Source organism: Halobellus sp. GM3 (genome assembly GCF_052545375.1).
This window is the reverse complement of record NZ_JBQWLT010000001.1, coordinates 533712-554902: the sequence shown is the minus strand read 5'-3', so window position 1 is coordinate 554902 and position 21191 is coordinate 533712. Positions and strand designations below refer to the sequence as shown.

The following is a 21191-nucleotide window of genomic DNA, read 5'->3' as shown; positions in this document are numbered from 1 at the left end:
ACAGAGACAGAATCGACAGTCCACAGAGACAGAATCGACAGTCCACAGAGACAGAATCGACAGTCCACAGAGACAGAATCGACAGTCCACAGAGACAGACCGAGTCGCTACGCGATCGCGGAGTCCTCGGGGTCTTCGTTCGGCTGTGTTAGCTCTTCGAGGACGTCGTGGAGGGTGACGTCGTTGATGAGGATGACGTCGCCGACCGCGCGCACCCAGCGGTACGGGAGAATGATTCCCTTCTGTGTGTTGAGCAGATCGCCGAACAGCTCTTGGTTGACCTGCGCGAGCGCGAGACCGGTGACCGCGTGTCGGTCCACGATGTCGAGTCGGACGTCCGCGACCTCGCCGACGAACACGCCTTCGTTCGAGTACACCTCGCGGCCGACGAGCGTCGTGATCTTCTGAGGGGATTCGTCCATACCCGCCTGAATGAGAGCGTTTGCCTTAATTGTTCGCAGGAGCCCCGACGCGCCCGCCGAGCACGCCAACGCGGGCAAGCCAGCCGTCAGACGATATGGCGATTTCTCGCCGTCGACTCCCGCCGTCATCGACTGTCGAAACTACTGTCACCGACCGTCGAACTCCGCGTCGGTCACCCGGACGACGACCGTCTCCTCGACCGGCCGGAGGTCGTAGGCGGGGACGGTGCCGTCGGGGCGGCGAGTGACGTACATCGGTTCGACCGGGCGGCCGTCTTCGAGTCCGTACACCGCGAGCCGTTCGCCAGTCTCCTCGGGCCGGACGTCGCCGTCGCGGACGGCGGTCGCGAGCGAGCGACTCAGCCACTCGTCGGTAACGACGCTCGGCTCGCGGACGAGCGCCAAATCGACGAATCTGACGAGATACCAGTTCAGGTCGTTGCACAGCGAGACGGCCGCGCCGAGACTCACCGTATCGACCGCCATCGAGTTCTCGAAGGGGGCGTGCCGCTCGTACGTCGAGAGCGCCTCGCGCGCCGTCTCTCGGGAGAGCAACTCGTACTGGACGTCGACGTCGGGAGCGCCGACGAAACAGACCCGCGTCACGGTTCCCGTGGGGAGATGCGTCGATAAATCGGTTGCGGTGCGCTTCGCGCGCCGGGGGGCGGGCGGCGGGGCCGGAACACCGACGGACCCCGGCCGCTGGCGCGGACTACCGGTCCGCCGTCTCGTCGGACCGCGCCGTCGACCCGTCGAGCCACTGCGCCGCGCACGCCTCTCCGCAGAACGAGAGCAGGCGACGCTCGTGCGTCAGCTTCACGCTGCGATCGGGGGTCCGCTCTCGGTCGAGTTCGACTTGGACGTACGGGTCTCGGAGGTCGACCGCGTCGCCGCAGGCGGGACAGGTCTCGACGACCGCATCCCAGTCACAGCGCGGGACCACCTGCCGCACGGTCCACTCCGAGTCGGACACCGACGGGGTGGGGCGGCACGTTTTTGACATCGACAGAACGTACAGTCTGAAGGTATGTAAACCTATTTTTGCCCGGTCTTTCACACAAACCGGATTAATTAGTAAGGATTTCTCCCGTGGAGTTAGACATTCACACAGTATGTGGTGTGTCGTGTTCCCACGGGACGGCATCGTCCCACGAGACGACCTCCGCCCGCCGGCCGGCCTCGCGGGCCATCTCGAGGAGCCCCTCGGGTTCGGCCGCCGCCACGGCCGCGGGCGTCGCGTTCGTCTCCGGGTGCGACGGCGCGATCCGATCGCATCCGACCGGGAGCGTCGCGTCCGAGTACGTCCCGAGATCGCGCGCCTCGGCGACGATGTCCGGCTTATCGACCGTGAGAAGCGGTCGGTGGACCGGGAGCGAGACCGCGGCGTCCGTGACCGCGAGGTTCCCGCCGGTCTGGCTCGACTTCTGTCCCAGCGCTTCGCCCGTCGCGACGCTGTGGGCGCGCTCGCCCTCGGCGACGCCCTCGGCGGCCGCGAGCATCGCCCGCCGGAGCGACAGCATCCGCGTGTCGCGGGTGGCGTCCACGATGCGGTCGACGAACGCCCCGCCGTCCACGACGCGCGGCCGGAGGTCCGCTCGCGGTGCGCGCGCCTGTAGCGTCCGAATCACTTCGATCGCCCGGGCGCGGTGGTCGGGGCCGCCGTAGTCGCCGAGATCCACGTAGACGGGGACCGCGACGCAACCGCGCCGGAGCAGCCGCCACACCGCCACCGGGGAGTCGATCCCCCCGCTGACGAGGGCCGCGGCGCGGCCCTGTGTCCCGACCGGGAGCCCGCCCGGCCCGTCGAAGCGTCGCGCGGAGACGAACGCCTCGGACTCGCGCGCCTCGATCCGATAGGTCCGGTCCGGATCGTCGAGATCGACCGCGGCGCCGGTCTCCTCGCCGACGACGCGACCGGCCTCGACGCCCAGATCGCGGCTCGAAAAGGCGTGGGCGTCCGGGGGGCCGACCCGGTCGGCATCGATCGCGTACGTCTCCTCGGAGCGGTGCGGCCCGGTCGCTGCGAGCGTTCGAGCCGCCTCGCAGATCAGATCCATACGCGGTTCGACCGCGATAGCGGGGCGGGCGAAGGAGACGCCGGGGAGCGTCGCGGCCACGCGGGCCGCCGCGGTCGGCGCGTCCGGTCGGATCACGACGCGCGACCACGGCCGTTCGACTGCGGCGTCGATCTCGGCCGCGGCGAGCGCGGCGGCGACGTCGTCGGCGACGCGGTCGGCCATCTTCGCGCGGACCGCGCTGCTCTTCGTGCCGAAGTCGCCGTAGCCGACCAGCACCGCGTCTTCGCCGCCGTCGGAGGATGTCGTGTTCGTCCCGCTCACGCGCCGATTTGGGGTCGGACGAGCTTTAGAACGTCGAAAGCTCACCGTCGATGACCCGCCGCGTGACGTCGGTGACGTTCGCCAGCCGGTCGTCGACGATCGCGCGGATCTCGGGTTCGATGTCGGCGAGGTCGACGCCGGGCTCGGTGACGACTTTCGTGTCGGCGATGTGCGGTTCGTCGATCGGACGACCGATCTGCGAGAGCAGCCGCACTTGGAGGTCGCGGATGCCGTCGACCTCGCTGACGACGGCCTCGGCGATGTCCGTCGACAGGAGGTTGTAGATCTTCCCGATGTGGTTGACGGGGTTCTTCCCGGACGTCGCCTCCATACTCATCGGCCGGTTCGGCGTAATGAGCCCGTTGGCGCGGTTGCCGCGACCGACGGATCCGTCGTCGCCCATCTCCGCGCTGGTGCCCGTCACGGTGAGGTAGATCGATCCCTCGTCGTAGTCGTCGGCCGTGTTGACGTCGACGTGGACCCGGCGGTCGGTCAGTCCGCTCGCCACGTCGGCGACGTGCGCGCGAACGCGTTCGACCGCGGCGTCGTAGTCGTCGAGGTCGTCGATGTGCGCGTCGACCATCGCCGCGGCGACGGTGATATCGATCTGGTCGTCCTCGCGCTTTCCCATCACCTTCACGTCCGGGCCGAGCTCGGGGTTGTCGGCCGCGTAGGGGCCGTTGAGGTCGCGCTCGACGGTCAGGACGATCTCCTCGGTCTCGGTGAGCGGCGCGTGGCCGACGCCGAAGGAGGTGTCGTTCGACATCGGGACCTCTGCGCCCTCTTCGCCGAAGACGTCCTGAAGGTCGCCGGAGCCCTCCCCCAGCCGGGTGTCGACGACGATGTCGGAGCCGAACTCCAGTTCGGGGATGTGCTCGTTCAGGTAGTCGCGGGCGGCCGAGATGGCGGTCACATCGACCGGGAGCGTCTGCCCCTCGTACGACCGCGTGGCGCGGCCCACAATAAGGACGTAGATCGGCTCGACGATCTCGCCGCCGCCGAAGCCGGGCGCCGACTCGCCGGCGACGAGCTGCGTCTCGTCGGTGTTGTAGTGGAGGACTTTCCCTACGCGATCCAGATAGAGGTTCGAGAGTACCCGAGAGACGCTTTCGGCGATCCCGTCGCAGATCGAATCAGGGTGGCCGATCCCCTTCCGCTCGACTATTTCGACCCCCTGATCCTCGACGGCGTGCCGCTCTGCGGCCTCGATAGCGATATTCCGCTCGGTCATTGCCCCGTTCTTCTGTCCGATCCGTTCTATAACTTGCGGAAAAGTTGGGTCGAAATAATATTACCTTGGCGTATCCCCGTGGCGCATCCGGTTCGACTCACTGGCCGCCGTAGTCGTCCGCTCACCGGGGGAATTCCGCGCCTTCGGCGTCGCTGAGTAGCAACCCGAGATACGACGTTCGGATCTGTGCAGTCGGGTCGAGACCCAGCCGTCGGAGGACGTCGAACGCGCCGTCGCGGACGCGGTCGACCGCGGCGCGCTCGTCTGCCTCGGCCTCCACCTCGACGAACTCGCCGAGGCCGACGACGCGGTCGAGCGCGACGGTGTAGCCGTCGAGGTCGAAGAACTCCCGCTCCTTTTCGACGGTCGCCGCCGGGTCGAAGCCGAGGCCGTCGAATATCGCGGCCGCGGCGTCGGCGTCGTCCACGACCGTCTCGTGTTCCTCCCGCGTCTTCGACTCCGCGTCGACGAGCGGCCCCTTGTAGGTCAGTTTCGTCGTCGACGCGTCCGCCTCGCCGGTGTCGTCGTCCGAATCGGGGATCCGCGTCTCGGACCGGAGACGGAGCGCCTCGTCGGTTTCGGCGAAGTCCCGGTGGGGCGCGTCGTAATACGTGTCGACCTGCCTCGTCTGCGCGGTGCGTTCCGCGCCGGCGTCGGCGAGCGCGGGGCGAACCCCCTCGTGAGACGCCGCCACCTTGAGTTCGACCTCGTACATATCGGAGCGGTCGACCGCGGCAGAGAAAAACCGTCGGAATCGACGATCGACCCGAAATTGCTGAGCTCGAGTGCGGCCGAGCCACCAGAATGATTTATCATTATAGATTCCGTACTGACCAGTGGGACGATGAACAGTGAGTTATCGGAAACGCCGCCGGAGATAACGGAGCGAGAGCACCCCGACGCGACCGAGCTACTAATCACTCCCCGCATCGTTCTCACTGCGATGGGCGCGGGGCTAGTCGGGACAGTGGCGATGTTGCCGGTACTGGTCGGAATTCCGGCGCTCTTGGGGGTCTTTCGGGTCGAGCCGGTGGTTCGATTCGCGGGGTTCGCCGAGTTCTTCGGACTCGAACCGACCGTGGTGCTCGGCGTCGGCCTGTTCCTCTTCGGCGGCACCGTGGTGCTCCCGCTGACGTTTCTCGTCGTCGGCGCGTTTCTCCCGCCGGAGAACCCTCGATACCTCCGGGGAGTGACGTTCTCGACGGCGTTCTGGCTTGGGTTCCTCCCGGGGCTGTGGCCGAGCGGCGACCTCGCCACGGTGATCGCGTTCGTCCTCTTCTCCCTAGCGGGGCACTGGATCTACGGACTCGTACTCGGGTTCGGACTGAGCCGTACGATCGGTATCCCGCAACATCAGGTGTGAACTGCCCTCGGGTCGAGACCTGAGCACTCCTTGAGAATCTGCCCGCATCACTCGCGAAATTTATAAGTATCGTTCGGGACAAATTTTGATAGAGGCGTGGTAACGATGAGCGTTCACGCTGGGGGGTCGACCCTCGCACTATTCGCGCAGGTGGAGTTGGTCCCGCGGGGGACTCGAGCGGTCGTCTTCGAGCACACCTTCGAGGTCTTCCTCGGCTTGGGCGTACTCGTCGGCGTCGTGGTCGTCGCGTACATGCTCTACAACGCGTACAGATACCGCGACGGCGAACACCGCGACGACGACTTCGAGCCGCCGACGCTCGGCGAACTACCCGTCGGCGGTGGCGGCGGCCGGAAGCTGTTCACCTCGTTCGCGCTCAGTACGATCATCGTCATCTCGCTCGTCGCGTGGACGTATATGACGCTCCTGTACGTCGAAGATCCGCCGGAGGCGGAGGCGGAAGTCGACGTCGAGGGGTACCGGTTCGGCTGGGAGTTCACCTATCCGAACGGGCACGAGAGCGACGGCGTCCTCCGCGTGCCGCGCGGCGAGGTGGTCCGACTCCGGGTCACCTCCAGCGACGTGTTCCACAACTTCGGCGTACCCGAGTTACGCGTCAAGACCGACGCCGTTCCCGGACAGACCACGACCACGTGGGTCGAGGCCGGGGAGACTGGAAACTACACGGCAAAGTGTTACGAACTCTGCGGGAGCGGCCACTCGTACATGACGGCGACGGTCGTCGTGATGGAACCCGACGAGTATCGCGAGTGGTACGCGAACACGACGAACAATAGCTCATGACCGACGAAGAACCGGCGGGATCGGCTGATGACGCGGAAGATAGGGGCGCGTCTGACGACAACCGGGTGGCCACCGACGGGGGAACGGCCGACGGCGGAACGGCCGACGGCGGAACCGTCACCAGGGAGGGGCTCGCGGAGGAATCCGCCGCTGAATCGGCCGCGGAGGCGTCGTATCCCTCGCGCTCGACCGTCCGGCACTGGCTGACGACGACGAACCACAAGGACGTCGGCATCCTCTACGTCGTCACTTCGCTCTTCTTTTTGCTCCTCGGCGGACTGCTCGCGTGGCTGATGCGGATCCAGCTGTGGGAATCTCGGGCCGTCGGCGAAGGGATTCTGAGCGCGATGGCGTACAATCAGGCCGTATCGGCGCACGGTCTCGTGATGGTGTTCTGGTTCCTCTCGCCGTTCGCGTTCGGCTTCGCGAACTACGTCGTGCCGCTGCAGATCGGCGCTGACGACCTCGCGTTCCCGCGGCTCAACGCGCTCAGTTTCTGGCTGTACCTCTCCTCGGGGCTCCTGTTCGTCGTCTCGTTCTTCCAGGGCGGCACCTTCGCGGGCGGATGGACGATGTACGCCCCGCTGAACCTCCCGACGTTCACGCCGGACGTCGGTGCGAACACTGCGATCCTCGCGCTCGTGCTGTTCGTCGTCTCGGTCACCGTCTCGTCGGTGAACTTCCTGACATCGATGCACCGGATGCGCGCGGAGGGGCTGACGCTCAGGCGATTACCGATCTTCTCGTGGTCGATTCTCCTCACCGTGTGGATGATGCTCTTCGCCTTCGCCGCGTTGCTCGCGGCGCTCCTCATTCTCTCGTCGGACCGCATCCTCGGCACCGCTTACTTCGTTCAGGAAACCGCCGGCGGGACGCTCCTGTGGACGCACCTGTTCTGGTTCTTCGGCCACCCGGAGGTGTACATCGTCTTCTTCCCCGCGCTCGGGATAATGGCCGAGGTCTTCCAGACCTTCACGGGCCGTCGAATCGTCGGCCGAAAGTGGTTCATCGCCGCGATGGTCCTGGTGGCGCTCCAGAGCTTCGCCGTCTGGATGCATCACATGTTCCTGACGGGAATCAACCTCCAGATCAAGACGCTGTTTATGGTGACCACGATCGGCATCTCCCTGCCCTTCGACCTGATGGTCTTCGCGCTCATCTACACGCTCGTGAAGGGTCGCGTCCGGTTCACGACCCCGTTCCTCTTCGCGTTCGGCGGCCTGCTGCTTTTCATCCTCGGCGGCATCACCGGCGTCTTCCTCGGCGCGATCGTCCTCGACTACGAGTTCCGCGGGACCTACTGGGTGGTCGCTCACTTCCACTACGTGATGGTCGGCGGCGTCACCGCGCTCGTCGGTGGCCTCTACTACTGGTTCCCGAAGATCACGGGACGGATGTACGACGAGTTCCTCGGGAAGGCGCACTTCGCGGCCTACTTCGTCGGATTCAATCTGCTGTACTTCCCGATGTTCGTCGCCTGGGAGACGCCGCGGCGCGTCTTCCAGTACGAAACCGGGATGACCCCGTGGCACAGGCTCGCCACCGTCGGCGCGTTCGTCCTCGGGCTCTCGTTCGTCCTGATGTTCTACAATCTCACGAAGAGCGCCTTCGGCGGCGAGCGCGTCGGGAACACCCCGTGGGAGTTCTCACGGACCGCCGAGTGGGCTGTCTCGTCGCCGCCCCCAAGGGAGAACTTCCCCGGCGTGCCGTCGTACGGCAGCGGGCACCTGATGTTCCGATCAGAGGGGGCCACGGACGGCGGCGTCGCTGTCGACGCCGACGCGCCGACGGCTGAGCCGGAGCACAGCGGACACCCAAGCCACGATGACCACGCCGACCACGCCAGCTACTGGCCGTTCGCGGTCAGTGTCGGGGCGTTCCTGCTCTTTTTGGGACTGTCGGGAATCCGTGAGGGATCGCTCGCGGAGGGGATCGCCGGGTCGATCTACGGGTTCGCCGCCGTCGTCGGGGGCGCGCTCGTCCTCGGGTCGCTCGTCGCGTGGGCGATCGAACCGTTCGACGCCCCGGAGGGCGGTTTCGGCGAGGCGTGGCCGTTCGACGGCGTCGAAAACGGGAAGCTGGGGATGTGGATCTTCCTCGCCTCCGACGTGGTCCTCTTCGGCGGCTTCGTCGGCGCGTACGTGTTCACTCGCGTCGCGGCCGGGTGGGTCGGCTGGCAACCGGTCCCGGAGGACCCGATTCCGGGGCTGGTGAACACGTACATTCTGCTCGCGAGTAGCTTCACCGTCGTCCTCGCGCTGGTCGCCGCGCAGAAAGAACACCGGTGGGGACTGCTCGCCAGTCTGACGGCGACGTTCGTCCTCGGCATCGGATTCCTCGGCAACAAGGCGCTGGAGTGGCAGCACCTGTTTCACGAGGGCGTCGACCCGACCGCGACGGTGCAGGCCTCGACGTTCTTCCTGACGACGGGGCTGCACGCCGCACACGTCATCGCGGGACTGCTCGGGGCGCTGTACCTGCTCGGTCGGTCCATCGGCGGCGCGTACCTGACGGACCACCGGCCGGTGGAGTACTTCGGGCTCTACTGGCACTTCGTGGACATCGTCTGGCTGTTCCTCTTCCCGCTGTTCTACATCCTGTGAGGTGAACCAATGACACACACGAAACTGTACACGGCGATATTCACGGTCCTGTTCGTCTCGGCGACGGTTCAGGTCCTCGTCGAGTTCGCGGGGTTGGCGTACTGGACGGCGCTCGGCATCATCGTCGCGCTCTCGGCGTTCAAGGCCGTTCTCGTGGCGGCGTACTTCCAGCACCTCCGGTTCGAACCGCGATCGCTGACGTACGTCGTCCTCGGCGGCCTCGTGGCGGCGCTGGCGCTGACGCTCGCCGCGTCGTACTCCATCCTCTGATGATGATTGTGCTACTGTTGAGGCGGTCGTGCCCGTGACTGATTCCGAGGACGCCCCGGACGCGGTCGACGATGCCGCCGGGGACGTGATCGACGACACCGCTCGTGACGAGGTCGACGATGTCGAATTGGATGTGATCGAAAACAACGCCTGCGACGTCGGCGAAGGCGACTCTCGGGACGTGACCGGAGACTCCCGTGGTGACCGGTCAGAGGCCGACCCCGGACAACAGGCTCGTCGCCGCGTTGTCCTCGGCTATGCGCTTCTCTTCTCGCTCCCGGTGGGTATCGGCGTCGCGGTGATGGTCCTTCAGGAAACCGACGGCCGTCTCACCGACGCGGTCGTGATCGGACCGAGTTTCGTTCTCTTCGCTGCGGTGTTCCTCCTCGTGGTCGCCATCGCGTCGAGCGGGTCGCCGGAGTCGTGAGAGCGGGAGTGCGCCGGAGTGGTGGAGCGACGACAGACCGTCGAAGCCGTGAGCGAGGCGGGGCGCTACCGGAGCCTTCCGAACGAAATAGGGCTGACAGTCGGCACTTCCCGTCCCGCGTCGACGTGCCGAGCAACCGCGACTCGACGCGGGACGTCTTCTACGTCATAGGGGCGCTGGCCCCCTGATCGTATATAAACCTACGTCGAAACAACGCTACGAGTCAACATTTACCACTGTGGCGGCCGAACACGGAACCGATGGACGGAACCGAACTCGCAATGGCGGCGGCCCTCGGCCTCGTCGCCAGTGGTATCTTCGCCCTCCTCGGTGCGGAGGCAGCGGGGCTTCCGACGGCAGTCGTCGCCGCCTGCGGGGCTGTCACCCTCGTCGGCGTCGGCGTGCTCACCGCCGCCGTCGCCCGCGTTCCGGAGGCGAGTGGCGAAAACCAACACGGGGCATAAGCGTCACAGCGCGAAGCGGGAACGGCACTGGTCACCGCGCCCGTCCGCGGCTCACGCGAATCCGAGGAGGCTCGCCGCGACGGCGACGAGCAACAGCAGGCCCACCGCCCAAGAGCCGAAGGCGGCGGCCTGCGCCGTGTGGAGCCCACGTGCGCGCGCGGCGACAAACGTCCCGTAGAAGATGTAGCCGACGAGGACCGCGCCGCCGACAGCCGCGAGCAGGATGCTCGCACCCCGGGCGACACCGGGAGAGACGCCGAAGCCGCCGACCGCGAGCACTGTCGCGCCGCCGGCCAAGAGCGTCAGAAAAACGAACGAAACCGCCCACGCGGCGGGCGTCCGCGCGACACTGAGGACGCCATCAGCCGATGTCGCTCTCTCGCCCGTGAAGCTCGGCGTGTGCTGGTACCTCCCGCGTGCGAAGGCCACTGCGATACCCACGACGATGGCCACGCCGACGACGAAGCCCGCGAGTAACACCGATTGTACCATACGACTGCCTCCATCAATTATACACATTCTTACGTGATAAATACTCGGTGGCGGGACGGGCCGTGACGCTGCGACCGCGCCGGTGACAACTCCACAGTCGTCGTAGCGGGCGAGGATGTGTCCCTAGACGCTACTATACGCGCTGGCACCGGTGAGCCCGAACCGTGGGGCTATCGACCACAGGCCGGTTCAGTCGAGATATCGCTCCGCGGGGAGAAACGTGATTCTTAAGGGTCGCACGGGTGATGATCCGGGTATGAGTGACGAACCGCAGGCGGACGACGCCGAATCGCAGGCAGACGCCGACGCTCCCGACGAGGGGACCGTCGAGGAGAGCGTCGCCGAGGACGCCATCCAAGACGGCGATTTCGTCCGTCTCGCGTACACGATCCGGACGACGGACGACGGCACCGTCGTCGACACCACGGATCTGGAGACGGCCGAAGAGGCCGAGATCGACACCGACGACTACGAGTTCGAACCGCGCGTCATCGTCATCGGTGCCGGGCACGTCTTCGAGAGCGTCGACGAGGCGCTCATCGGCGCGTCGGTCGGCGACGCCGGCGCGATCGACATCGCCGCCGCCGAGGCGTTCGGCGAGTACGACGACGATCAGGTCCGGACCGTCAGCGCGAACAAGATCGACGAGGAGAGCCGCTATCCGGGCGCGCAGGTACAGATCGACGGCGAGCAGGGCCAGATCGTGACGATCGTCAGCGGACGCGCACGCGTCGATTTCAACCACCCGCTCGCGGGCGAGGACCTCGAATACGAGTACGAGATCCTCGACGTCGTCGACGACCGCGAGGAGCAGGCGGCGAGCCTCCTCGAGATGTACCTCCAGCAGCCCCCCGAGGTCTGGATCCAGACCGACACGGTCGAGGAAGAGCAGGTCGTCGAGTCCGAAGAGGACGAGGCCGACGAGGGCGACGACGCCGACGAGGACGTCGAACCCGAGACCGAGACGGTCGAAGTCGAAAAGGAGACGCTGTACATCGAGGCGACCCCGCAGATGACGATGAACCAGCAGTGGCTCTTCTCGAAGCAGCAGATCGCACAGGACGTTATGGACCGCCTCGAGCTCGACCGCGTGATCGTCCAGGAGACCATCGACGGGATGGGCGGGATGATGGGCGGTCTCGGCGGAATGATGGGCGGCGCCGGCGGCGTCGGCGCCGAGGACATCGAGGACGCCATCGAGGACGTCGACGTCGACGCCGACGAACTCGCCGAAGAGCTCGACGCCGACATCGAAGAGTAATCACGCCGTTCGAAGCCCGAGACGCGTGAGGAGGCGCGGCCGCCCGTCGACCGACGCGATGCGCGAGTATCGGACCGGTCGTCGGCTCCAACTGCGTCAGCCCCCAGATAGCTCGTTCTCGAACCCACCACGCCCACGTCTCAATGGCCGAAAAACCTCCCGACGCGAACGAAACGGCGGCGTTTGTCGCGGCGACCGACGACCTGCGAGTCGCGGTCGTCGCCGCCGCGTGTACGATCGCGCTGACGCTCGCACTCCGGTACGGGCTGGGCCGCGAGATCCCGTTCGTTCCGCGCTTGCTCCCGCTGGCCCCGTACTTCGTCTCGCTGTTCACGAGACGACTCGACCTCGGGGGGTTCGACACGCCGCGAAACTGGTCGCTCCTCACGGTCGCGGTCACGCTGGGCGCGTTCAGCTACTTCGGATTCGTCGTCTGAGACGCGTGGCCGAGGGTCAACGCGCGAAGGCGATCAGGCGATATCCCGGCTCGTGTCGACGGTGACCTGCTCGCTCAGCCGGAGTTTGATCGTCTCTTCGAGCGGGCGGCCGCCGCGGAACTTCGGGACCGCGAGGCGGTTTTCGATCTCCGAGCCCTTGACTGCGGTCCGGAGATCGAACACCACGTCGGCCATGTGTTTCGTGTATCCGCGGTTCCGGGGCTCCCTGTCGCCTTTCATCCCGTGGAGGACCGCGAGCCCGCCGGTGTTGACCATGTGCGTCTGGAGTTCGTTCAGGAACTGACGGTACCGGGCCGGCTCGGTGTCCTCGAGGGCGTCGACGACGTCGATGACGAGGTTCGCTCCCTCGGGGAGGTCCCGGACGAACCGGTTCGCCGTGTCGAGCGGCGCGTCGCCGCCGACGTCGCGGACGGTCGGGTCACCGACGCGGCCGGGCGTTCGATCGATGGCGTCCAAGATCGCCTGATCCGACCTGATCGTCGTGAGATACAGCGTCGCGCGGACCGCGGTGAGTTCGTAGAGAAACAGCTCCGACTGGCTGGCGGGGTCCGCCGCCAGAAGCACGATGCTCCCCGGGGGAATCCCCCCGTCGAGTTGGCGGTCGAGGATGTTGACGCCGGTCGAGAGCCTGTCTGCCACGACGTGGCCTTCGGAGCCGACTGGCTTAGGCTTTCGGTCGAACGGGGAGTATTTTTGCTCGCGTCCCGGAGTCGGGAGGTATGTCGACCACCGTCGCGGCCTGCCAGCTCGACGTCGAGGACCTCGCAGTCGAGGCGAATCTTACGACCGTGGAGCGTCGAGTGGTCGGCCTCCCGGACGACGTCGAGGTCGCGGTGTTCCCCGAGTGCGCGCTGACGGGGTTCGTCGCCGACAGACGCGTCACCGACGTCGCGCTCCGGCGGGAGGACGATCAGCTCGACCGCCTCGTCGACGTCGCCGCCTGCGAAGAGACGGCGCTCGTCGTGGGGTTCGTGGAACGCTCCGGCGACAGCCTGTACAACGCGACCGCGTACGTCGCCCCGGACGGCGTGCGTGCGGTCTACCGGAAGCGACACCTCCGCGGCGGCGAGGCGGACGTTCTCGATGCCGGCGAGGACATAGCGATCGTCGAGACGCCGGTCGGACGGGCCGGCATTCTCACCTGTTACGACCTCAACTTCGTCGCCGACAGCGCCGAACTCACGCGCGAGCGCGTCGACGCGCTGTTCGTCGGCGGCGCGTGGCCGGCCGCCTACAGCGAGAACTGGACGCTCCTGGTACGCGCGCGGGCGCTCGACGGCGTCCGGTGGGCGGTCGGCGCGGGTCGGACGGGGCGGCGCACCGTCGCCGACGCCCCCGTCGTCGAATACGCCGGTCGGTCGATCGTGGCGCGGCCGGACGGCGGCGTTCACGCCGCGCTCGATCGGCGGGCGGACGACATCGTCGTCGACCTCGACCCGGCGGCCCTCGAGGCACAACGAGAGCTCATCGGCATTTACGACGACTCTCGGAAGGAGCGGTGACCACCGCGCGTGGACCGGCCGTTCGTTCGGCGATCGCCGGTGGGTCGGTCACCACCAGCACCGGCCGGCCGTCCGTCCCGTGAGCCGGCCGAGCGGTCGCTGTCCGGTCGGGCCGGTCGGCCGCTGGCCGATCCGGCATCCACTCGGCCGTCGCCGGAGAGCCGATCCAGCAGCGCCCGCGCGAGATCGTCGTACGCGCGCCTCACGGACGGATCGACGAGGGGGTCGCCCGCGGCTTCCCCCGTCGCGGGCGGAACCGTCCCGAGAACCGGACAGCCGAGGAGGTCGTGCACGCCGGGCGGGACGAGACGCGCCCGCGTGAGGACGCCGCCGACGACCGGCGTTCCGACCGCGCGTGCCATCGCGGCCGTCTTCGCCGCGTCGCGGAGCGCGGCCACGCACGGGGTCGCGACGACGAGGACGCCGTCGGCGGCGCGAAGCGGCACCGTCGCGTCCGGTCCCGCGCCGGCCGGGCAGTCGACGAGGACGAGCGCGTCGTCCGCGGCTTCGAGGGTCCCGAGCCGACGCAGCCGGCCGCCGATTCCGTCCGGCGCGTCGCGGGGAGCCGGGAGGATCCGCACCGCCGAGGACGACGCGTGCGGGTCCGGATGGCCCACAGCGCCCGTCGGCGGATCGCGTGGAACGCCCGCCAGCGCGTGGAGGTTCGGGAGGTCACAGTCGGCGTCGACGGCGAGCGCTGGCGCGTCGACCGCGCGTGCGACGCCGAGCGTCGTGGTCGTCTTTCCGCTGCCGCCTTTTCCGCCGGCGATCGCGAGCATACCGACCGTGGCCGCGGTTTCGTATATGAACGCTCGGTGGACTCGACCGCCGCGCGGGAACCGCAGCAAAGGGTTCGTTCGACTCAGTCGTGACAGCAGCCGCCCGCCTCGCCGCCGAAGTCGACCGCGAGCGGCTCGGAAATCGCCTTGTTGACGGTCTCGAGCCGGTCCCGAAGCTCCTCTTGGGCGTCGAGGTAGGAGGCCATCTTCGGCATCGCGTGCAGTTCTTCCTGGGCCGCTTGGACCTTCTCGAGGCCCTCCTCGGTCGCGTTGCCGGTCTGTCTGGCGTACATATACTGATCGCGGAGGTCGTGGAACGTCGAGATCTGCGCCTGCACCTCGTCGTCGCCCTCGACGGCCGCCTTCGCCTCCTCGAACGCCTCGTACTCCGCCGTCTCGGCGATCGCCTCGCCGAGGTCGTGTCCGAGTTCCTCGAGCCGATCTGTCTGGACGCTCATCGTCGCGCTTTGGATCGCCGCGCGTTTCAACCTGCCGGAGCGGCACTGCGAAGTGGTGACGATCGCCTGTGCGGAGACAATACGCTCACGCGGTCGTTTTCCGCCGTCTCGGAACCGCCGGCGTTATGGGCGTCGGCCGGCTACGACGGTGCAATGAGTCAGGACGCCGCCACGGAAGGAGACCTCCGGAACACCGGGATGTCGCTGAAGCACGACCGGGAGTGGGACTACGAACTCGACCGCATCGTCGAGGCCATCGAGGAGCGCGACGCGTCGCGGGTCGGACTGCAGTTCCCCGAGGGGCTGAAGCGCCGCGGCCCGGCCGTCGCCGACGACCTGCGCGAACTGTGCAGCGACGACGTGACGTTTATGCTCTCGGGGCAGCCCTGCTACGGCGCGTGCGACCTCGACACGTACCTGATGCGGCGGACCGACGTGTTCGTCCACTTCGGCCACTCGCCGATGAAGGAGTCCGAGAAGATCATCTACGTGCCGCTGTTCTCGAACGTCGACCCGTTCCCGATCCTCGAGGAGGCCGTCGACGAACTCGACGGCGAGGACGTCGGACTGGTGACGACCGCCCAGCACATGAACCGCTTCGGCGAGATGGTCGAGTGGCTCGAAGACCGCGACTACGACGTCCACACCCGCCGCGGCGACGACCGACTGACCTACGAGGGGCAGGTGCTCGGCTGCAACTACGCCTCCGCGGACATCGACGCCGATCAGGTGCTCTACGTCGGCGGCGGGAAGTTCCACCCGCTCGGCCTCGCGATGGAGCACCCCGAGAAGAACGTCGTGATCGCCGATCCCGTGAACAACGTCGTGACCATCGCCGACACGGAGAAGTTCCTGAAGCAGCGATACGGCGCGGTCCACCGGGCGATGGACGCCGAGAAGTGGGGCGTTATCTTCTGTACCAAGATCGGTCAGGGCCGGATGGAGATCGCCGAATCGATCATCGAGGACAACGACGACGCCTACCTGATCACGATGGACGAGGTGACCCCCGACCGCCTGCGGAACTTCGACATGGACGCCTTCGTCAACACGGGCTGTCCCCGGATCACGACCGACGACGGCCCGCGGTTCCACAAGCCGATGCTCACGCCCGGCGAGTACCGGATCGCCGTCGGCGACGAGCCGCTGGACTCGCTCTCGTTCGACACGTTCCACGGCACGTGGTGAGGTCGTCGAGAATCCCGCCCCGTGTCAGCGAGTTGCCGGCGCGGAAACGAGACGATCAGCGTGTCTTCGATGCAGCCGCGCTTTCGACGTATTCCACCGCTTCTTCTGGCGTCTCGACCGCTTCGACGTGCGCGGCCTCGTGGGTTCCGATCCCCGCTGCCGGCCGATCGTAGACGGCCGCGTAGCCGAGTTCCGAGAGCGTACCGCCGCCGCCGTCGACCGCGACGACCGCGTCTCCGTTCAGCACCACGAGCGGGTTGCGCGCGTGCCCGAGACCGGTCGCGATCGCCTCCTCGACGTACGCGTTGGCATCTTCGCGGCGTTCCGTCGGGAGGATTCCGATGGTGTGGCCGCCGGCCTCACTCGCGCCGCGACAGACCGCTTCCATCACGCCACCGAGACCGCCGCAGACGACCGTGTGGCCGCGCCGCCCGAGGAGTCGCCCGACGGTCTCGGCCGTCTCGGTCTCCGCCCCGTCGACCGTGCCGCCGCCGATGACGCTGACTCGCATAGCCGTGACTCGTCGCGAGCGTCGGTAGTGGTTTCGGCTTCGGCGAGCGCACGCCGAGACGGCGGCCGGTGTCCCTGCCCGACTACGGGCGTATTTCGATCGCTTCGATGTCGCCGACGACCGGGAGCGATTCCACGTCCGCCGTGGGATCACCGCCACCCGGGGGACGGGCTCGGAGGGGACAGACCGTCCGTTCTCCAAGGACCGGATCCCGCGTTTCGATCACGTACGCCTCGTGTGCGTCGTCGCCGTCGACGGGCGCGAGGCGAACGAGCCGACGGTCGACGATCCCGTCGATGCCGACGTCCTTCTGTCTCGCGTCCACGGTCTCTCGGCTCACCGCGACCACGCGGGTGACGATCGGCGAATCGAGCGCCACGCCGCGGACGGTGGTAGAACCACTCGCCAAGGTCAGCGCTACCTCGTCGCCCTCGGCGACGCGTTCGATCCGCTGGAAGGGATCTGCCGTCATACTACCGCGCGGTAGGGACGACTCGGTAAGAAGCCTACCGGCCGCTCCCGCACGCCGAGACCACCGGTCGGAAGCGGCTACTCCGTCCCGTCGGTCCGCGTCTCATCAACCGGCGTCCCGTCCGCGCGCTTCGGCCCCTCGGAGTCGTACACGACCACGCCTCCGTGATCGGACGCGTCGACCGGTTCGTAGTTGTCTCGGACGCCGATCGCTTCGGTCAGTTCGCGAACCGCCCGGGTTTTGAGCGCGGCGGCGAGGTCCTCGGCGTCCGCGCGCGAGATCTCGCGGCCCAGCCCCTCGCACTCGTGAGCGCGGACGACCCCCTCCTCGTCGACAGCCTCACCCATCGGCTGGCTCGTCCCGCCGAGCGCGACGCTGAACGGGTACGTCCGACAGATCAGCGGCCGGTCCGCGTGGACGCTGCAAGCGCCGGCCCCCATCGCGTCGTCCCCGTCTCCCATCGTGTCGTCTCCTTTCGCCGGTTCGGCCCCCTCGTAGAAGACGCAGTCGCCGCAGGCGTCGGTCTGGAGGGCCCACTCGAACGTCTCGCCCTCGGGCCCGTCGTCGCCCTCGACGAGCCCGTAAGGCATCGGGCGGGCGACGTCGCGCCAGTCGTACGCCGCGTCGGGCGCGGTGCCGGCTGTGGCGTCGGGTGTGCCGCCGGACGGTCCGCTCTCGGCGGCCGTGTCCCGTAACCGCCGCACCTCGTCGGGAAACACCGTCGCCGTGTGCGGTTCGTCCTCGCCGGTCTCCTCGTCGTGGCCGCTCTTGCAGCACGCGCCGCAGCGCGTGCACTCGAACCCGATCGACTCGATCGCGTCCGCCAGTTCCGACACCGACAGGTCGCGGGCGCGGCCGAGTTCCGCCTCCAGGGTCGACGCCTCGTTCACGGCCGCCTCTCGCGGCGCCGCGGAGAAAACGCTCTCGGTCGGTCGCTCCGACTCACGCCCTCTCAGCGCGGTTCGACCGTCTCGGTCTCGCGGTCGTACCGAACCCGGCGATCGGCGTCGAGCTTTTCGAGGTGGGCGACGACCGTCATCCGCGCGAGGCGGCGAACGCCCTCGAGGTCTCCGTCATAGGCGGCCTCGAGGACGGCGTCGACGTCTGCCGCGCCGGATTCGACCGCCGCCAGCACGCGGCGCTCGCGGTCGAGACGGTGGCTGATGAGACGGCGACAGACGCCGCGCGCGTCGTCGATGACGGGCCCGTGTCCGGGATAGAGCCGGCGCGGGTTCCGGGCGTACAGCCGCCGAAGCGCGACGAGGTACGCGCGGACGCTGCCCTCCGGCGCCCCGACGACGATGCTCCCCTCGGCGATGGCCACGTCGCCGCAGAGCGTTCCGGCCTCGGTCTCGAAGGCGACGTGGTCGGGCGCGTGTCCCGGGACGTCGATGACGGAGAGGCCGCCGACGGGGAGTTCGCTCCCCTCGAGGAACGTCCGGTCGGGGGCGACGCCCGCGGCGTCGGTGAAGCGGTCCTCGCGGCCGCGACGGCACCAGACGGTCGCGTCAGTCTCGGCGGCGTACGCGGCTACTCCGTTGACGTGGTCGGGATGGGCGTGGGTGACGGCGATGTGCTCGACGTTCGCGGCGTCGACGGCGTCGTCGAGGTCGTCGCTGCGGCCGCCGGGATCGACGAGCACCGCGGGGTCGTCGCCGACGAGGTAGGCGTTGGTCGAGCCGGACGGGACGGGACTCGAAAACGGGACGGGGATACGGCGGACCGAGACGGGAGACTGGCGAGCCGGTGTCACGGCTTCCCGTTCTGTGCGTCCGCAGAAAACGCTACCGTCGTCGGACGGACCCGGGCTGGTCGGTGCCTTCCCCTACTTCTCCGCGTCTTCGGGGTATCTACTCCTTCTCGTCGGCGTCTACGGAGGACTCTCTCAGGTGTTGAGGTAGTAGACCTGCTTGCGCGCGTCCTGGAAGCTGTAGCGCGACCCGACGAGGTCGACGTCTTCGAGGCGGTTGAGCGCGTAGCGGACGGTCCGGTCGGGGAGCAGCGACTCCTCGGCCAGTTGGCCCTGCGAGAGCGGCGCGTCGCTCTCGAGGACTTTCGCGACGAGTTTCGCGCTCGGCGGGAGTTCGCGGAGGCGGTCGCGGAACTCCGACTCCGAGAGGAGGCTGTCGCCGTCGAGGTCTGCGGTGGTGGTGCTCATACAGCCTGAGAGCCGCCAGCACGTGGTAAAGGTTGCCTACAAGTGTGACAATACAATCCGTAGACCTTATACGCATATAAGGTCCCGTGGAGTCACGGGACAAACACGCCGTTCGACCCGTCGAGACCAGATTTTTGAACCCGCTGCCGGTTCTCGCGATGAGTCGGCAGCGCCGTCACGTTCCCGCGGCGCGTATCCAGTACGGTTTTAATCCGCGAGCGAGGACGGACTGGTAGCGTGAAAGGAAAGGAGTGGTACCAGGCCGACGACGTCGCCAAGGAGTACGACTCGAAGCGGTTCTCACGGGGCGGGAGACTCATCGATAGCCGGGAGAAGCGGGCCGTCGTCGACGCCGTCGGGCCGGTCGAGGACCGAGACGTCCTCGAGATCGCCTGCGGGACGGGGCGGTTCACGGTGATGCTGGCCGAGCGCGGGGCGAACATCGTCGGACTCGACATCTCGAACGCCATGCTTGCGCAGGGGCGCGAGAAGGCCCGCCGCGCCGGCGTCGCGGACCACATCGAGTTCCTACGCGGCGACGCCGCCCGATTGCCCTTCCCCGACGACCACTTCGACGCCGTCTTCGCGATGCGGTTTTTCCACCTCGCCGACACCCCGGCGAAGTTCATGGCCGAGATGGCGAGGGTCTCGAAGGATATCGTCTTCTTCGATACGTTCAACGGGCGGAGCACGCGGGTCGCGTACAACTGGCTCCTCCCGATGGGCTCGCATCTCTACTCTCGGAGCCAAGTCGACCGACTGCTCGAGGACGCCGGCCTGCGGCTGGAGGCCGACGAGCACGACTTCCTGCTGCCCTACGGGTTCTACCGGAAGATCCCCAACGGCATCGCCCAGGGGTTCCGCGACCTCGACACCTCGATCGGCTCGACCGCCGTCGGCGACGCGCTGGCGTCGGTCTCGTACTGGACAGCGACGGTGAAGGGCGACAATCGGCGGTAGCGTCCGAGCCGATTTTCGGCCCACGGGCGTACACCGCACCGTCTCATCGGGACCGCGCCTCCACGAGGTGCGACATTTAAGTTCACGTATCGCAACCGATCGGTATGGAGCTCTCGGTAGTGGTCCCCACGCTGAACGGGCGGGACCACCTCGCGGCCAGCCTCGACAGCTTGGCCGCGCACGCGCCCGACGCCGAGATCGTGGTGGTCAACGGCCCCTCCGCCGACGGAACCACCGGAATGGTGCGCGACCGAGACGACGTCGACGTGCTCATCGAGGTCTCCGATCGGACGCTGAACGTCTCCCGGAACGCCGGGATCCGCGCCGCATCGGGCGATGCGATCGCGTTTCTCCGTCACAACCTGTCGGTCGAGGAGACGTGGCCGGCGGCTATCGAGGCCGGACTGGAGCGCGCGCCGGTCGCGACAGGACCGGTCCACGAGACGCTTCCCGCCGGGATGACGACGACCGCTCCCGAAACCCGTGAGATCCGCGGCCGACACGTGACGTACTTCAACGGCGGCAACGTCGCGTTTCGGGCCGACGTGCTCGATCGGCTGGACGGCTTCGACGAGTACCTCGAAACGGGCGGCGCACGCGACGTCGCCCACCGACTCGCCGGGCTCGAGACCGCGGTCGGGTGGGAGGCCGATATGTGCGTGCGAACGGAGTACGAGGCCGACGGCGGCGTCGACGAGCGGAACCAGGAGTGGAAGTATCGCGCGCTGACATACCGCCTGATCAAGAACTACGGGCTTCGACCGACGATTTTCCGGCGGATCGCCGCCCACGCCGGGGGCGACGCGGTCGCGGCCGCGCGCGAGGTCGTCGCCGGCGAGGCGACGCCGACCGGATGGGTCGGGACCGGGCGCGACGTCATCGTCGGCATCGCCACCGGGTGGTCCGACGGCCTCGTCGCTCGGGCGCGGGACCGCACGGAGGCGCGCAATCCGCACGGCTGCTCGCGGCGGGCGGACCGCGCGGTCGCGACGTACGACTGGCGCTGAAACGACGACGGGGTGGATCGAC

26 protein-coding genes and 1 pseudogene are annotated in these 21191 nt (G+C 67.8%); 12 read left to right on the top strand and 15 right to left on the bottom strand.

Annotated elements, in window-relative coordinates:
* Positions 1-107 precede the first annotated feature (107 nt).
* From ACT3HL_RS02765 to cyaB, 6 genes are all read right to left on the bottom strand, one after another.
* On the bottom strand, positions 108-422 hold the full coding sequence (locus tag ACT3HL_RS02765) for a PRC-barrel domain-containing protein (protein WP_445085266.1): 315 nt from the start codon (positions 420-422) through the stop codon (positions 108-110).
* A 147-nt stretch (positions 423-569) separates the two neighbouring features.
* Positions 570-1028: a DUF5804 family protein gene (locus ACT3HL_RS02760; protein ID WP_445085265.1), complete on the bottom strand. Its 459-nt coding sequence runs from the start codon at positions 1026-1028 to the stop codon at positions 570-572.
* 106 nt (positions 1029-1134) lie between these two features.
* Entirely contained in the window at positions 1135-1425 is a 291-nt protein-coding gene (locus ACT3HL_RS02755; RefSeq protein ID WP_445085264.1) for a hypothetical protein, read from the bottom strand.
* Between the two features lie 100 nt (positions 1426-1525).
* Complete coding sequence (locus ACT3HL_RS02750) at positions 1526-2761, bottom strand: THUMP domain-containing protein (protein WP_445085263.1); 1236 nt, start codon at positions 2759-2761, stop codon at positions 1526-1528.
* Positions 2762-2786: 25 nt separating this feature from the next.
* The gene (locus ACT3HL_RS02745; RefSeq protein ID WP_445085262.1) at positions 2787-3992 is read right to left on the bottom strand and encodes a methionine adenosyltransferase; all 1206 of its coding nucleotides are present in this window, start codon (positions 3990-3992) and stop codon (positions 2787-2789) included.
* Positions 3993-4113: 121 nt separating this feature from the next.
* Positions 4114-4707: a class IV adenylate cyclase gene (gene cyaB / locus ACT3HL_RS02740; RefSeq protein ID WP_445085261.1), complete on the bottom strand. Its 594-nt coding sequence runs from the start codon at positions 4705-4707 to the stop codon at positions 4114-4116.
* A gap of 129 nt (positions 4708-4836) precedes the next feature.
* Here cyaB and ACT3HL_RS02735 point away from each other — a divergent pair, with 129 nt between their 5' ends.
* The 6 genes from ACT3HL_RS02735 (at position 4837) to ACT3HL_RS02710 (ending at position 9923) form a co-directional block, all read left to right on the top strand.
* Positions 4837-5355, top strand: coding sequence for a DUF6789 family protein (locus ACT3HL_RS02735; protein WP_445085260.1), 519 nt, complete (start codon positions 4837-4839; stop codon positions 5353-5355).
* A 105-nt stretch (positions 5356-5460) separates the two neighbouring features.
* Positions 5461-6159, top strand: coding sequence for a cytochrome c oxidase subunit II (gene coxB, locus ACT3HL_RS02730; protein WP_445085259.1), 699 nt, complete (start codon positions 5461-5463; stop codon positions 6157-6159).
* Positions 6156-8762, top strand: coding sequence for a cbb3-type cytochrome c oxidase subunit I (locus ACT3HL_RS02725; RefSeq protein ID WP_445085258.1), 2607 nt, complete (start codon positions 6156-6158; stop codon positions 8760-8762). The genes coxB and ACT3HL_RS02725 overlap by 4 nt, the downstream gene beginning before the upstream one ends.
* A gap of 9 nt (positions 8763-8771) precedes the next feature.
* On the top strand, positions 8772-9032 hold the full coding sequence (locus ACT3HL_RS02720; protein ID WP_445085257.1) for a cytochrome C oxidase subunit IV family protein: 261 nt from the start codon (positions 8772-8774) through the stop codon (positions 9030-9032).
* 34 nt (positions 9033-9066) lie between these two features.
* Positions 9067-9459 (top strand): hypothetical protein, encoded by a 393-nt coding sequence (locus ACT3HL_RS02715; RefSeq protein WP_445085256.1) that lies wholly within the window; start codon positions 9067-9069, stop codon positions 9457-9459.
* 260 nt (positions 9460-9719) lie between these two features.
* A complete protein-coding gene (locus ACT3HL_RS02710) occupies positions 9720-9923 on the top strand; it encodes a hypothetical protein (protein WP_445085255.1) in 204 nt (67 codons plus the stop codon).
* A 51-nt stretch (positions 9924-9974) separates the two neighbouring features.
* Here the strand turns inward: ACT3HL_RS02710 and ACT3HL_RS02705 are convergent, their stop codons facing one another.
* Positions 9975-10415, bottom strand: a complete 441-nt coding sequence (locus tag ACT3HL_RS02705) for a hypothetical protein (RefSeq protein ID WP_445085254.1) — start codon at positions 10413-10415, stop codon at positions 9975-9977.
* A 256-nt stretch (positions 10416-10671) separates the two neighbouring features.
* Here ACT3HL_RS02705 and ACT3HL_RS02700 point away from each other — a divergent pair, with 256 nt between their 5' ends.
* The gene (locus ACT3HL_RS02700; RefSeq protein WP_445085253.1) at positions 10672-11676 is read left to right on the top strand and encodes an FKBP-type peptidyl-prolyl cis-trans isomerase; all 1005 of its coding nucleotides are present in this window, start codon (positions 10672-10674) and stop codon (positions 11674-11676) included.
* A 143-nt stretch (positions 11677-11819) separates the two neighbouring features.
* On the top strand, positions 11820-12113 hold the full coding sequence (locus ACT3HL_RS02695; RefSeq protein WP_445085252.1) for a hypothetical protein: 294 nt from the start codon (positions 11820-11822) through the stop codon (positions 12111-12113).
* Positions 12114-12146: 33 nt separating this feature from the next.
* Here the strand turns inward: ACT3HL_RS02695 and ACT3HL_RS02690 are convergent, their stop codons facing one another.
* Positions 12147-12773, bottom strand: a complete 627-nt coding sequence (locus tag ACT3HL_RS02690) for a DUF7125 family protein (RefSeq protein WP_445085251.1) — start codon at positions 12771-12773, stop codon at positions 12147-12149.
* Between the two features lie 80 nt (positions 12774-12853).
* Between ACT3HL_RS02690 and ACT3HL_RS02685 the strand changes: the two genes are divergently transcribed.
* Positions 12854-13636 (top strand): nitrilase-related carbon-nitrogen hydrolase, encoded by a 783-nt coding sequence (locus ACT3HL_RS02685; protein WP_445085250.1) that lies wholly within the window; start codon positions 12854-12856, stop codon positions 13634-13636.
* A gap of 152 nt (positions 13637-13788) precedes the next feature.
* On the opposite strand, the pseudogene ACT3HL_RS02680 reads toward ACT3HL_RS02685, so the two are convergent.
* Positions 13789-14415: pseudogene (locus tag ACT3HL_RS02680) on the bottom strand (MinD/ParA family ATP-binding protein); the annotation flags it as partial.
* 83 nt (positions 14416-14498) lie between these two features.
* Positions 14499-14873, bottom strand: coding sequence for a YlbF family regulator (locus ACT3HL_RS02675; RefSeq protein WP_445085249.1), 375 nt, complete (start codon positions 14871-14873; stop codon positions 14499-14501).
* Positions 14874-15026: 153 nt separating this feature from the next.
* On the opposite strand from ACT3HL_RS02675, the gene dph2 reads away from it, so the two are divergent.
* Complete coding sequence (gene dph2 / locus ACT3HL_RS02670; protein ID WP_445085248.1) at positions 15027-16061, top strand: diphthamide biosynthesis enzyme Dph2; 1035 nt, start codon at positions 15027-15029, stop codon at positions 16059-16061.
* Between the two features lie 55 nt (positions 16062-16116).
* Here dph2 and ACT3HL_RS02665 read toward each other — a convergent pair whose 3' ends face one another.
* The 5 genes from ACT3HL_RS02665 to ACT3HL_RS02645 form a co-directional block, all read right to left on the bottom strand.
* Positions 16117-16572 (bottom strand): TIGR00725 family protein, encoded by a 456-nt coding sequence (locus ACT3HL_RS02665; protein WP_445085247.1) that lies wholly within the window; start codon positions 16570-16572, stop codon positions 16117-16119.
* 82 nt (positions 16573-16654) lie between these two features.
* Entirely contained in the window at positions 16655-17044 is a 390-nt protein-coding gene (locus tag ACT3HL_RS02660) for a hypothetical protein (RefSeq protein WP_445085246.1), read from the bottom strand.
* Positions 17045-17121: 77 nt separating this feature from the next.
* Positions 17122-17934, bottom strand: coding sequence for a YkgJ family cysteine cluster protein (locus ACT3HL_RS02655; RefSeq protein ID WP_445085245.1), 813 nt, complete (start codon positions 17932-17934; stop codon positions 17122-17124).
* 62 nt (positions 17935-17996) lie between these two features.
* Positions 17997-18797, bottom strand: coding sequence for an MBL fold metallo-hydrolase (locus ACT3HL_RS02650; RefSeq protein WP_445085244.1), 801 nt, complete (start codon positions 18795-18797; stop codon positions 17997-17999).
* Positions 18798-18929: 132 nt separating this feature from the next.
* Positions 18930-19202: a winged helix-turn-helix transcriptional regulator gene (locus tag ACT3HL_RS02645; protein WP_445085243.1), complete on the bottom strand. Its 273-nt coding sequence runs from the start codon at positions 19200-19202 to the stop codon at positions 18930-18932.
* Positions 19203-19439: 237 nt separating this feature from the next.
* Here ACT3HL_RS02645 and ACT3HL_RS02640 point away from each other — a divergent pair, with 237 nt between their 5' ends.
* Both ACT3HL_RS02640 and ACT3HL_RS02635 read left to right on the top strand, forming a co-directional pair.
* Positions 19440-20162, top strand: coding sequence for a methyltransferase domain-containing protein (locus ACT3HL_RS02640; protein WP_445085242.1), 723 nt, complete (start codon positions 19440-19442; stop codon positions 20160-20162).
* A 104-nt stretch (positions 20163-20266) separates the two neighbouring features.
* Entirely contained in the window at positions 20267-21169 is a 903-nt protein-coding gene (locus ACT3HL_RS02635) for a glycosyltransferase (protein WP_445085241.1), read from the top strand.
* Positions 21170-21191: the final 22 nt, after the last annotated feature.